The sequence below is a fragment of the Oribacterium sp. NK2B42 genome (assembly GCF_000424445.1).
Taxonomy (GTDB): domain Bacteria; phylum Bacillota; class Clostridia; order Lachnospirales; family Lachnospiraceae; genus Oribacterium.
The window spans coordinates 162,425-174,976 of the sequence record NZ_AUJX01000005.1; the positions used below are offsets into that span (position 1 = coordinate 162,425).

Below are 12,552 nucleotides of genomic sequence, written 5' to 3' on the forward strand. Positions count from 1 at the left end.
CAATTAGAGATGATCAGGATAAAAGATATCGCTGAGATGTGTGGTGTAAGCACAGCTACAGTATCATACGTGATACACGGAAAACAGGGAAAGGTATCGAAAGAAGTCAGAGAGAAGATAGAAGCTGTCATAGCCGAGTCCGGTTACATTTCCAATCAGTCGGCACTTTCACTTGTCAGTAAGAGTTCCGGACTTATCGGTGTTGCGGTTCTTAACCTTGGTGAAAGCAAAAACATTATGGCTGATCCTTACTTTGGTGTTTTGTTTTCATACCTCGAGAAAGAATTCAGAAAAAATGATAAATACATACTGATGCTACTTGATCAGTCGGTGGATGTCATCTTAAGGGATGCAAGACGATGGAATCTGGATGGACTCATACTTTGTAACCAGCTTAAGGATATGATGATAGAGGTCAGCAGTCAGTTTTCGAAGCCGGTGGTTACCATAGATGCTTCATTTGAATATGAGTATGACAAGCTTGTTCAGATTTTTATAGACGATTTCAACGGTGGATACATCATGGGGCAGTATTTCCTGAGCCTTGGCCATAAGAATGCTGCCATGATAGACGACAGTGATCTCGAAATAAACCTCCACAGATGGAGAGGATTCCGGCAGGCTTATATGGAGAGTGGTATCGTGCTTACAGAAGACTGTCATTACATCATTGATATCAACAAAGAGAAGATCCGGGACGGACTTAACAGGATACTGCCTGAGATAAAAAAGCACAGTGCTGTTTTTTGTGTTTCCGACAATTATGCTCTTCAGCTTATCAATCATCTTTATCAGAACGGTATGCGGGTACCGGATGATATATCTGTTGCAGGATATGACGATATTCCTTATTCAAGTTACTCCAATCCGGAACTCACTACTATAAGACAAAATGTAGAGGAAAAGGCGGTGACTGCTGTCAACAGTATGATGAGGATGCTTTCGGGAAAAACTGTAAAGCACAATGTAAAGCTTCCTGTAGAGCTTGTGGTGAGAAAGTCATGCCGTGAGGTCTGGAGGTTACGCGAATAACCTTTGACGTGGAGCTTGATATGGGTTAATTTAGTTTCACTAAGGTTATTCGAATAACTTACGTTACTTATTGTTTATAAAAAGCTATGACTATATGCAGTATAAAACATACGAGAGCATATAAGTAAACTACATTTACTGACGGCAGATTTTAAGGAAGCGGAGGAAATATGGACAAAAAGTGGTGGAAAGAAAGTGTTGTATATCAGATCTACCCGAGATCGTTCTGTGATTCCAACGGAGATGGAATAGGTGATCTCAAGGGAATCATAAGTAAGCTTGATTATCTTCATGAGCTTGGGATCAATGTTATCTGGCTAAGCCCTGTTTATAAGTCACCTAACGATGACAATGGCTACGATATCTCGGATTATCAGGATATCATGGATGAGTTCGGAACACTTGAAGATTTTGACATTCTCCTGAAAAATGCCCATGACCGTGGGATAAAGATAGTTATGGATCTGGTGGTGAACCATACTTCTGATGAGCATAAGTGGTTCGTGGAAAGCAGATCCTCGAAGGACAATGATAAAAGAGACTTTTATATCTGGCGTGAGGGCAGGGATGGTCAGGCTCCGAACAACTGGGGAAGCAGTTTCTCCGGTTCGGCGTGGGAGTATGATGAAAAAACAGATATGTACTATCTTCACTGTTTCTCAAAAAAGCAGCCGGATCTCAACTGGGATAACCCGAGAGTGAGAGATGAAGTTTTCAGGATGATGACCTGGTGGTGTGACAGGGGTATAGATGGCTTCAGGATGGATGTTATCTCTATGATCTCAAAGGTTGAGGGTCTTCCTGATGGACAGGTAGATGCCAACACCGGTTACGGCGGACTTGAAAACACCACAAACGGACCTCATGTACATGAGTATCTGAAGGAGATGAATAAAAGGGTCCTTTCAAAGTATGACATCATGACAGTTGGTGAGTGCGCGGGAGTTACCATAGAAGAGGCTGAGAAGTATGCTTCTCTCGATGGCTCGGAGCTCAATATGGTGTTCCAGTTTGAACACGTTGGTCTCGACTATGATGAGCATGGAAAGTGGACTGCCAGAAGATACGATCTTCGTGAGTTAAAAAAGAACCTCAGTAAGTGGCAGACAGAGCTTGAAGGTAAAGCATGGAACTCACTCTTCCTTGACAATCATGACCAGCCGAGAATCGTCTCGAGACTTGGGGATGATTCACCGCTTTCAGCTAAGGCTATCGCCACTATGCTTCACTTCATGAAGGGAACACCTTACATATATCAGGGCGAGGAACTCGGCATGACAAACTGTAAGTTCGGCTGCCTTGAAAATCTGAGAGATATCGAGGAGATCAATGCATATCATGAGCTTGTAGACAGCGGAAAGATGACTCGTGAAGCCATGATCGCCGGCATTGAAGCAAAGGGAAGAGACAATGCCAGAACTCCGATGCAGTGGGATGCAAGTGAAAACGCAGGCTTCACCACCGGAACTCCGTGGATCATGGTGAATCCAAACTATAAAGAGATCAATGCTGAAGCTGAGCTTAAGGATGCTGATTCAGTTTTTAACTACTATAAAAAGCTTGTTTCCCTGAGAAGAAAAAGCGAGTGGTCGGATCTTATCGTATACGGCACTTACAGGCTTCTGGATGATGAAAGCAGCGAGATCTTTGCCTACGAAAGAGAACTTGATGGCAGAAAGCTGTTTGTACTCTGTAATCTCAGTGACAGGGAGATACATTATCACAACGATGCTTTCAGGAAAGCGAATGTTCTTTTGATCTCAAATTGTGGAGAGGCAGAACTAAGTGAGGAGATGAAACTTTCACCTTGGTTTGCTGCGGTATGGGAGGTTTTAAGTTTCGTTTAAGGAAAATGTTGTAACATGTGCATCACGGAAAACGAAAACTGCTGCGTGATCAGCAGAATACAATATAAGATATGAGGAGAAATGAAATGTTCAAAAAACCTTTAGCACTGTTACTTGCTTCATCCATGATCTGCACTTTGGCAGCTTGTGGAAACCAGACCACTGTTGACAAAGCGCCTTCCACCCAGGCAGCAGAAGAAAAGAATACAGAGGATCAGGAAGCAGATAAGAAAGAAGAAACATCAGTTGCAGCGAAGGAATCACAGGCTGATGCTGAAAAGAGTGATATCACAGCAGCAGGACTTGGCGCAGTAGCGAACACCCTCGCTGAAGATGAGGAGAGTCTGGTATCGACTTACGCGAGTAAGTTTGAGCAGAAGACATTTACAGATGAGGAAACCGGGCTTTCCATAACATATAATCTGTATCTTCCTGAAGGATATGATGAAGCTGCTTCATATCCTATGGTGGTTTTCATAGGTGATTCAACCTGCGCAGGTGACGATCCCACTTATTCATTAACACAGGGACGAGGTGCTCTTGTCTGGGCTACAGAAGAATGGCAGAGTGTAAATCCTACCATCGTAGCGGTTCCTACATATCCTGAGACTATCCTTGATGATCACAATGGATATACCACAACAGAGTACGTAGAACTTACAAAACGTTACATTGACTATATGTGTGAGGAGTATGCAGTTGATGCTGAGAGGATCTACGGTACCGGTCAGTCAATGGGATGCATGACTACATTGATCCTGGCATCAGAGTATCCCGATCTTTATGCTGCATGTATGTTTGTAGATGGTCAGTGGGATATAAGTGCTCTTTCAGGACTTAAGGATCAGACCTTTGTATACTTTGCAGCAGAGGACGATATAAGTGCCTGGAGCGGAGCTCAGGAAGTGATGGAAATGTTTGATACTGACGGTGTTTCCTATGAATATGTACAGTGGGATGGCACATGGTCTGTGGATGAACTAAGTTCTGCGGCAAATGATCTGTTTAGTGCAGACGAAAATCAGTACTTTATCTCATGGAAGACAGGTACAATCGATGCCGGTAGTTTTATGATGGGAGGAGCAGAAGGCTCTGGTAGCGGGCAGAAACCGGCTGCTAGTCAGGCTCGATCAGAGGATCAGCAGTCAACGGAAGGACAGGCTCCGGAAGGCAATCAGCCGCCGATGAATGGACAGGCCCCTGACGGCAATCAGCCACCGATGGGTGGACAGAACTCCGAAGGTAATCAGCCGCCAATGAATGGACAGACCTCAGACAGCAATCAAACTCCAATGAGTGAACAGGCAGCAGCTGATGGTCAGGAGACATCCGGAGAAGCCGGGCAGCAGAGCGGAAACAGCCCTATGGGTGGCGCCGGATATCATATGGCATCCTTCGACTATGCCTATAATTGTGTAGCTGTTATGGAATGGTTGTTTACACAGAAGTGAGGAATATAATTACCTTACTGTGACAGAAGTTGAAACAGTGTAAAGATGTAATATAAAAAAGCATGCTGGAGAATATCCGTTATATGGGTAAACTCCGGCATGCTTTTTAGTGTATTTGATATAGAATCGTTTCGCGCTTTGCACTTCTGACTGTTATAATATTTATACACCTTAAAGCTACAGCAACTACAGAAAAGGAGATTAAAACGATATGATCAATTCATGTGCACCACTTTTAGATGAAAAAATAATCAAACGGGCAGAGAATTTAGGTGTGGCCCTTTTGCTTGATGGTGTAAAAAAAGCAAAAATTGATATTCCAAACGGCGGGTGTATGGACGCAGAAGTTATGCCGGTTGACAGAGGCATGACGGTGGTGGGGACAGCATTGACAGTAGAGACTGATAATGGAGATAATTTCCCGATCCATGTAGCCAGCTATAGTTTTGATGCAGAGGGCTATGTCATGGTCATCGATGGCAAGGCTTATGATAAGAGAGCATATTTCGGCGATCTCATCATGGGTGCCTGTCAGGCAGTAGGCTTCAAGGGGATGGTCATAGATGGGTATACACGTGACAGAGACGGTAATATCGAACTGGGATTCCCGGTATACTCAAGAGGATTTATGCCTTGCGGACCTATCAAGAAGGACGAAGGAAATATCAATACACCTATCACCTGTGCAGGGGTTAAGGTTGTTCCTGGAGATCTGGTAGTGGGTGATTCGGACGGTGTATGTGTGATCCCTAAGGAGCATATCGAGACTGTCCTTGCCGCAGCGGAAGAAAAGAAGGAGTATGAAGACAACCGAAGAAAGACCATTGCGGCATATCGTGAGGCCAAAAAGAATGGAACTGAACTTCCTCAGCTTGCGCCGAAGTGGGTTCTGGATATGATAAAGTCATCTGTTTCATAGCCCTGAAGGATACTAAATCCTTTATTGAGGGTTCTGTTGACTACTTTCCAAAAGCAGTCAATAGAACCGTCTGCAGATTTGTTATTTCACAACCGATTGCTTTTTCTGTATTCGGTAGGTGTCATACCGGTTTCTTTCCGGAACAGTTTCACAAAGTAATTGCTGTCCGGAATCCCCACAGTTTCGCTTATTTCTTGAATGCTTTTGCCTGTGCCTGAAAGAAGGGTGCAGGCTTTTTTGATTCTGATGGACCGGAGATAGTTCATGGGACTTGTACCGGTTTCTTTTTTGAATTCAGACATAAAGTGACTTTTGGATATTGCGAGTTCACTTGTGATATCCTCGATGGTTATGTCATTTTTGAAATTGCTGTTCAGAAAGAAAATGGCATTTGTAACCACAGCACTGTGAGCCTCAGAATGGTGCTCCTTTATGGCATTGCAAAAATTTACGACCATTTTTTCTTTGCTTGCAAGTATTTTCTCCAAGTGCCGTTCCCGGAAAACTTCTCTGGTATTTTGTCCTGATATTTTATCTATGATATAAGCCGGAAGGCCGGCATTCATGGCGGTTATTCTGAGAGTGGTTCTCGTGATGGCACAGCCGATACGTTCATTTTCTATGGTAGAACCGAGCTCCTTCATGTATCTTACGTCACTCTGCATCCTATCGAGATATCTGAGAGCGGAACTGCTGTCACCATTTTCCACACTTCTGATAAACTCTTTTTCATTGGCATATCGCAGCTGCAGAAGATCGATACCGGTCTTTTGTTCTTTTGCATGATCTTCATATACCTGCTCCATGGCAAATGTCTCCGGATCTCGCAGAGAGTAGTTTTCTTCGTGTCCGTATACAGTGTCCAGAAAACATCTCACTATGTGTTCGGCCCGTTCCTTACTTATATTAGGAAAATGCTCACGATATCTGAGATAATCTTCGATCTGAAGATTTTTGATCCCATGTGCATTTATGATATGTGACGCATGCATTTTGGTATGGATGAGAGAGGTAAAGGGACCAAAAAGCATAAAGCTGTCGTCCAACATAAAGACTATGATCGAAATATGAAAAATATCTGTCAGGAGATAGAGAGTATGTTTTTCAGCACCGGATCTCATGGTCATAAGCGCGTCAGGTGATAAAATAAGTTGTAGATCACTAAGCATATTTTCGCGGCTGAATGCTTCTGCCTCAGAGAAATCATTAATAGTATAGAATCTGACCTGAAATAGTTTTTGTATGAGCTTCATACAAGTTTCCATAGAAGCAGTTTGGGGTGAAGTCATCTCAGTTGAAGATGCCTCAGATGAAGCTATTGCTGATGAAGTTGTTTTAATTGCATGTGAATTATTTATCATATTTGTAGTAAAAAGTAATATCGTTCTAAAGCAAGGACTATAGTTCTATATTCATTATACGACTGATGGTATGATGATGCCAACATTAAAAAATGTTGAACTTCAAGTGGTAAAGAAGTGAGTGATATACAGAGACAGAATGGGGCAAATGATCAATGATCGTTGTGCAGGCATAAACTTGGTTCATTTGCCCCTCATATCACTGTAGACCTCATCATCATTCAGTAAATTCAGGAGGGGCTATGGAAGCGGCAATGCGGAAAGAATCGGAGATTGGTATGAAGGAAGGGGTTGGAGAGACTATGTCACAGGACAAGTACCAAAAATATATAAAGGAAAATGGCATACACAACGTTCCTGTATGGAGGATAGTTGGTTTTTCCGGAGCCAACATGGCGGTCAATCTGTACATGGGTCTCACTATGATCATGTCTTTTTATCTTAATGGATATGTGGGTATGGCAGTTATACTTGCATCAAGTTTTTCAACTATAACAAGACTTTGGGATGGTGTAACTGATCCTATCGTTGGATTTTTTGTTGACAGATTTAAAGAAAAGGAAAACTTCGGTAAAACCAGACTGTGTCTTGTTATGGGCGGTCTGCTTCTTTTCATAAACAGTTTTCTCATGTTCAATGTGACTGACAGACTTCCGGAAGGAGCATTGAGGCCGGTTTTCTTTATATTCTTTACAGCCATTTACTACATAGGATATACATTCTTAAATATCTCAAACCATGTGGGTAATGTCTGCCTCACCAATGATCCGGCCCAGAGACCGATACTTTCCATCGTTGGTACGGTTCTTGTTCGTGTCATGAGAGCTGTGATGCAGATGGTAGTTGCGGGACTCGCCGTTAAATACGGCTCCATGAAGAGCGCCGAGCTTTTCCATGAGTACTGGCTGATCGTAGCAGTCATCGCTACCATCGGAATAGTTGTTGCTTACATTTCCATCGCACCAAAGGATGTACCTGCATTTTCAGAGACCAATTCCTCAGGAAAGAAAAATATCAGGTTTTCAGATTATCTTGATGTGTTAAAAAACAACAAGCCACTTCAGATGCTCATCGTTGCAAGAGCCACAGACCAGTTCTCAAATACCTGCAAGACAAGTGCAATCCTGCTTGTACTTTACGGCATTGTAGTTGGTAACTATGAGCTGTCAGGAGGCTGGACCCTCTACACAACCATCGTAGGGCTTTTGATGATGGCACTTGGTATCGGTGCGATCGGCGCCAAACTCGGTCTCAAGAAAGCTATGCAGATAGGTTCCTGGGGTGTGATCTTTTTTGACACCATCGCCATATTTATCTGGATGGTCATGGATCCGAAGACACTGAGTCTTCCGGGATTTGTTAATGGCTATGGCGAGGCATTCAGTGGCTTTACCGCATTTACAGTGGCACTTTTCCTTGTGACTGTTATAGGCGGTGGTTTCCAGATGATCACAAGCTCCATCATTCCTCCGATGATCGCGGACGTTAATGACTATGAAGCCTCAAGAACAGGAAAGTATATTCCGGGTATGGTCGGAACAGTTTTCTCATTTATGGATAAGCTGATCTCATCCTTTGGACCGACTTTTGTAGGTATCGGATTTGCGCTTATTGGTTTCAAGGAAGCATTTCCAGATCTCAATACTCCATACAGCCGGAGCCTCCTGCTGATCGCCATAGTTTTCTACTACGGCCTTGAGCTTTTGGGAGCAGTGTTTAATGTCATCGCCATGAAATATTACGACCTTACACCGGAGAAGATGAAGGCGGTAGAAGCCAGAATTGATGAAATGAGGAAAGAGAATGCATAAGATACAGATAAACGAAGGTTGGCAGTTTAATAAAATCCCTGATGGAAACATCAGGGATTTAAGTGGTTTGACAGGGGATTCAAAAGTTGTTTATAGCGATGTCATTTCGTCAGAGAGTGATGTCATGAACGCTCTGGGTGTAAGGGACTCAGGTGAAAATGCTGGTATCGGGGAAAGAGAAAACGAAGCATTAGCAGACATCAACAGAGCAGAGAGCTTTGTGACGGTGGCGCTTCCTCACACATGGTACAGGGATGATGACCCTTACAGGGGACTTGTGCTGTATCAAAAGACCATACAGATCAATCCTGACTGGAAACATGTTTTTGTGGACATTCCGGGAGCAGATCAGCATGCGGTTGTTCTGGCAGATGACCGTAAGATAGGAGAGCACAGAGGTGCTTATGGAGCATTTCGCTGTGAGATACCTGAGGAGCTGCTCGGCCATAAAGAAATAAAGTTAAGGATATTTCTGACAAATGTTCATGACGAGGGTATCTCACCTCTTACAGGAGACTTCACTGTGTTCGGAGGACTATACAGGGGTGTTAATCTTCTGGTGACAGAACATGAAAGCTTTTTTGATCCGACCTATTACGGCACAAGTGGTGTGATATTAAGGACTGGCTTTGATGGAAATACCGGCATTTTGAATGCGGAAATTCATGCACGCACGGATAAAGAAGCTGAGATAGTTGCGGAAATCACAGATCCTTTCGGTACACTGCTCACTGATGTGAGATCAGAAGAAGTTGATTCAGAAAGTGCCAACACTCACGCATCAGGCTCCATAAATTGCAGTATGGTCTTGACCTTCCGCATCCCTGATGTAATCCTGTGGAACGGAAAAACCGCTCCCAATCTATATAAGGTAAAGATGAAGTTTGTACGTGCAGGAGAAACTTTAGATGAGGTGGAGCTTGAGACCGGATTCAGAGATATTACTATAACTGCGGACAAGGGACTGTTCCTTAATGGTGAGCATATAAAGATAAACGGTGTTGCAAAGCATCAGGATTTCAAGGGCTGTTTCAATGCAGTGAGCCGGGAGAATATCGACAGGGATTTTGAACTCATCGACGAAATAGGTGCCAATTCCGTAAGGCTGTCACATTATCAGCATCCTCAGTATACCTATGAGACCGCAGACAAAAAGGGTTATCTCGTATGGGCTGAGATCCCTATGCTCAAAATGACGGACAGTGAAGAACTGAAAGCTGATGCAGAGGAGCAGCTTAGGGAACTGATACTTCAGAATATCCATCATCCGTCCATCTACTGCTGGGGAATCCAGAATGAAATCGGCATGTTCCGGGATGCGGAGTTTATGCATGAAGAGCTGAAAAAAATGCAGCAGCTTTCCCATGAACTGGATCCGTCAAGACTTGTTACGGCTGCCAATCTTTATACAGTTAAGTTTAAGAGTAAGCTTAATTCTGTTACGGATATGATCGGCTACAATATTTACTTCGGATGGTACTATGGGGAAATGCAGGATTATCGGGATTATCTCGACAGATTCCATAGTGAGCGGCCGGAGATGCCTCTCGGTGTAAGTGAGTATGGTGTTGATGCAAACATCAGGCTGCACAGCGAGGTGCCCATGGTCAGAGATTACTCAGAGGAGTATCAGGCGCTCTATCATGAGACCGTTTATCCTATTTTCGAGAGCTGGGATTACCTGTACGGTAGTTACGTTTGGAATATGTTTGACTTCCATAGCGGACTTCGAAATGAAGGCGGGCAGAAAAATATCAATGCCAAGGGCCTCGTGACCTATGACAGAAATACCAGAAAGGATGCATTCTACTACTACAAAGCAAAGTGGTCTGAGGAAAAGTTTTTGCATATCTGTTCCAAGAGATTCGTAAACAGGGCAAAAGAGAGTATCGAGATCAAGGTTTATACCAATCTCAGCGATGCGGTGCTTTATGTTGATGAAAAGGAATTCGGCAGTGGTACGAATGATGGTAACGGCAGGATCGTATTTTCTGATGTACCTCTTCACGAAGGAGAAAACCGGATAAAGGTAGCTTCGGAGGGGCTTACGGATGAGTGTGTTTTCGTCCGTGTAGATTCAGAGGATGAAAACTATCGTTTACCGGGCAATAATGCAGGACAGGCGGTAAAAAACTGGTTTCTTTCAGATGATGATGTCGTAAGGGAAGGATATTTTTCCATAAAAGATACTGCCAATGATATCCTTGAAAATCCTGATGCAAGGGCAGTGCTTGAGAAATATCTGCCGGAACTTGTGAAGTTTATGACTGAAAAGGATGTGATCCCGCTTGGGCTTTCCATGCAGAGCATACTTAGCAGAGATATCCCTGAGGGTCTTGATCTAAAGGAACTTAACAGAGAGCTGAATCAGATAAAAAATGAGTTTTAATCGAGAATCTTAGATATCAGGTTTTATCAGTGCCTTACATATTCTGGGTTATATGTAGGAATAATGCCTTTACTCACTTGGAGCGTCAGCCCATCAAAATTCGCTTCGCGAAGGGCTGACGCTCACATCATTTTATTTTGCGGATTTCGAAATATCTTCAAAAAGCAGGGTATCATCCAAATCCCTTATGCCCGGCGACTTTTGCTTTCGTACGACCTGACATTTTGTCATGGTTCTGTGGATCTTGTTGGGGTTGACCAAGAGACTTATTTTTCCTATACTTATACACGGTGCTTGCCAATGCGGTAGGCGGTTGGCTCTCCATCCGGAGGGATTTGTAATGCCCTCCAGAAAGGAGGGTGCCATGGTAACATATAGTGATTTATTCCAGTTTGGAATTTTGATCGTTGCTATCATCGGTCTTATTTATAAGATTGCAAAAAAATAACCGCCCTCTGTCCTGATAAAACTTAGGGTGGTTATTTTTTAAACATTTTAAATTTTTGAGGGCTAACCGTCTATCGGTAAGCACTCTTTCTATGCTCATAATAGTTTAAATACAATCAAAATGCAATACCTCTATAAAAGATTGCATAGAATAAATATCAGGGGTATTTTCAGCGCCTTCCATATGGTGCGCTTTTAGGAGTGCAGGAGAAAAAACAGATAAATCCCCAAAGCAGAAAGATGAAATGTAAAGAGTCTGCTTTAAATGTACGGGTGACAGGCACCTTTTTTTTAAAGATAATATATTGCAGTATCTGGTGGTTACCGGCGTTTTAATAAAATTTTGCAAAAAGATTTTAATAAATTAATATATTAATGATGATATGTGTATTACAATGTATAACAACGGAGGATACATTTATGGCTATTTCATTAAGACTCAGTGATGAAGAAACATCACTGATAAAAAATTATGCGTCGCTTCACAATATAAGCATATCCGAACTGTTTCGGCAGGCTGTCATGGAAAAGATAGAAGATGAATATGATCTGCAATGCTATGAGAAGGCCATGAAGCTATATTCTGAAGACCAAACGACTTATACTTTGGATGAAGTTGAAAAGGAGCTTGGTTTGTGAAATACACTGTTACATTTACAAAAGAAGCTTTGAAACAACTCAAAAAGATGGACAAAGCCAGTGCAGCATTAATTCTTGGATGGATACGAAAAAATCTTGAAGGATGTGATAATCCGAGAATTCATGGAAAAGGACTCACGGCAAATCGCAGTGGTCAATGGCGATACAGGGTTGGTGATTATCGGATCATAGCAGAGATATATGATGATAAAGTGGTGATACTGGTGCTGAACATAGGACATCGTAGGGATGTCTATGGCTGAAACTAATCATCATGTTTTTGTTTAATAATTATTTAGAGGAGTAGCTTAAATGAAACAGTCTTAATCCCCCAGCTGAGCTGGGGGAGCAATAAAAGCGGAAGCGATAAACGGAGTAACATAAACTAAAACCTCCGATGTACAATAAGTGCAGGTCTAGCAAACCACACTAATTGAAACGGAGGATTAGGTCCAATGGACAATCAAAGTTTATCACATAGCAAGTATAATTGCACATATCATATCGTGTTCATTCCGAAATACAGACGTAAAGTAATGTATGGAAAACTACAAGCGGAGGTAGGACAGATATTAGGAAAAGTGTGCAAGATGGAAGGCGTAACAATAATTAAGGCGGCTACAATGACAGATCATGTACATATGTATGTATCAATA

11 protein-coding genes are annotated in these 12,552 nt (G+C 42.6%); 10 read left to right on the plus strand and 1 reads right to left on the minus strand.

Features of this window, described 5'->3' with window-relative positions; translation table 11 throughout:
* The first annotated feature begins 9 nt into the window (after positions 1 to 9).
* The 4 genes from G625_RS0102895 (at position 10) to G625_RS0102910 (ending at position 5,249) form a co-directional block, all read left to right on the plus strand.
* The gene (locus G625_RS0102895) at positions 10 to 1,032 is read left to right on the plus strand and encodes a LacI family DNA-binding transcriptional regulator (protein WP_029199917.1); all 1,023 of its coding nucleotides are present in this window, start codon (positions 10 to 12) and stop codon (positions 1,030 to 1,032) included.
* A 170-nt stretch (positions 1,033 to 1,202) separates the two neighbouring features.
* Positions 1,203 to 2,879, plus strand: coding sequence for a glycoside hydrolase family 13 protein (locus tag G625_RS0102900; RefSeq protein ID WP_029199918.1), 1,677 nt, complete (start codon positions 1,203 to 1,205; stop codon positions 2,877 to 2,879).
* Positions 2,880 to 2,965: 86 nt separating this feature from the next.
* Positions 2,966 to 4,330, plus strand: a complete 1,365-nt coding sequence (locus tag G625_RS20900) for an alpha/beta hydrolase-fold protein (protein WP_049895633.1) — start codon at positions 2,966 to 2,968, stop codon at positions 4,328 to 4,330.
* 211 nt (positions 4,331 to 4,541) lie between these two features.
* The gene (locus G625_RS0102910) at positions 4,542 to 5,249 is read left to right on the plus strand and encodes an RraA family protein (protein ID WP_029199919.1); all 708 of its coding nucleotides are present in this window, start codon (positions 4,542 to 4,544) and stop codon (positions 5,247 to 5,249) included.
* Between the two features lie 86 nt (positions 5,250 to 5,335).
* On the opposite strand, the gene G625_RS0102915 is transcribed toward G625_RS0102910, so the two are convergent.
* The gene (locus G625_RS0102915; RefSeq protein ID WP_029199920.1) at positions 5,336 to 6,502 is read right to left on the minus strand and encodes a helix-turn-helix transcriptional regulator; all 1,167 of its coding nucleotides are present in this window, start codon (positions 6,500 to 6,502) and stop codon (positions 5,336 to 5,338) included.
* Between the two features lie 350 nt (positions 6,503 to 6,852).
* Here G625_RS0102915 and G625_RS0102925 point away from each other — a divergent pair, with 350 nt between their 5' ends.
* The 6 genes from G625_RS0102925 to tnpA form a co-directional block, all read left to right on the plus strand.
* A complete protein-coding gene (locus tag G625_RS0102925) occupies positions 6,853 to 8,421 on the plus strand; it encodes an MFS transporter (RefSeq protein ID WP_084152731.1) in 1,569 nt (522 codons plus the stop codon).
* The gene (locus G625_RS0102930; protein WP_029199922.1) at positions 8,414 to 10,810 is read left to right on the plus strand and encodes a glycoside hydrolase family 2 protein; all 2,397 of its coding nucleotides are present in this window, start codon (positions 8,414 to 8,416) and stop codon (positions 10,808 to 10,810) included. Before G625_RS0102925 ends, G625_RS0102930 begins: the two co-directional genes overlap by 8 nt.
* 340 nt (positions 10,811 to 11,150) lie before the next feature.
* A complete protein-coding gene (locus tag G625_RS22950) occupies positions 11,151 to 11,258 on the plus strand; it encodes a putative holin-like toxin (protein WP_242826580.1) in 108 nt (35 codons plus the stop codon).
* A gap of 419 nt (positions 11,259 to 11,677) precedes the next feature.
* The gene (relB, locus tag G625_RS0102945) at positions 11,678 to 11,896 is read left to right on the plus strand and encodes a type II toxin-antitoxin system RelB family antitoxin (RefSeq protein ID WP_029199923.1); all 219 of its coding nucleotides are present in this window, start codon (positions 11,678 to 11,680) and stop codon (positions 11,894 to 11,896) included.
* Positions 11,893 to 12,159, plus strand: a complete 267-nt coding sequence (locus G625_RS0102950; RefSeq protein ID WP_029199924.1) for a type II toxin-antitoxin system RelE family toxin — start codon at positions 11,893 to 11,895, stop codon at positions 12,157 to 12,159. Before relB ends, G625_RS0102950 begins: the two co-directional genes overlap by 4 nt.
* A 192-nt stretch (positions 12,160 to 12,351) precedes the next feature.
* On the plus strand, positions 12,352 to 12,552 hold a 201-nt coding region (gene tnpA, locus G625_RS0102955; protein ID WP_029199925.1), incomplete at its 3' end, for an IS200/IS605 family transposase.

What these genes read in the sequence shown, in the direction of transcription:
- G625_RS0102895 (WP_029199917.1), top strand. Translation starts at nt 10, where the DNA reads ATGATCAGGATAAAAGATATCGCTGAGATGTGTGGTGTAAGCACAGCT.
- G625_RS0102915 (WP_029199920.1), bottom strand. Translation starts at nt 6,502, where the DNA reads ATGAAGCTCATACAAAAACTATTTCAGGTCAGATTCTATACTATTAAT.
- G625_RS0102930 (WP_029199922.1), top strand. Translation starts at nt 8,414, where the DNA reads ATGCATAAGATACAGATAAACGAAGGTTGGCAGTTTAATAAAATCCCT.
- G625_RS0102925 (WP_084152731.1), top strand. Translation starts at nt 6,853, where the DNA reads ATGGAAGCGGCAATGCGGAAAGAATCGGAGATTGGTATGAAGGAAGGG.
- G625_RS0102910 (WP_029199919.1), top strand. Translation starts at nt 4,542, where the DNA reads ATGATCAATTCATGTGCACCACTTTTAGATGAAAAAATAATCAAACGG.
- G625_RS0102900 (WP_029199918.1), top strand. Translation starts at nt 1,203, where the DNA reads ATGGACAAAAAGTGGTGGAAAGAAAGTGTTGTATATCAGATCTACCCG.
- G625_RS22950 (WP_242826580.1), top strand. Translation starts at nt 11,151, where the DNA reads ATGCCCTCCAGAAAGGAGGGTGCCATGGTAACATATAGTGATTTATTC.
- relB (WP_029199923.1), top strand. Translation starts at nt 11,678, where the DNA reads ATGGCTATTTCATTAAGACTCAGTGATGAAGAAACATCACTGATAAAA.
- G625_RS20900 (WP_049895633.1), top strand. Translation starts at nt 2,966, where the DNA reads ATGTTCAAAAAACCTTTAGCACTGTTACTTGCTTCATCCATGATCTGC.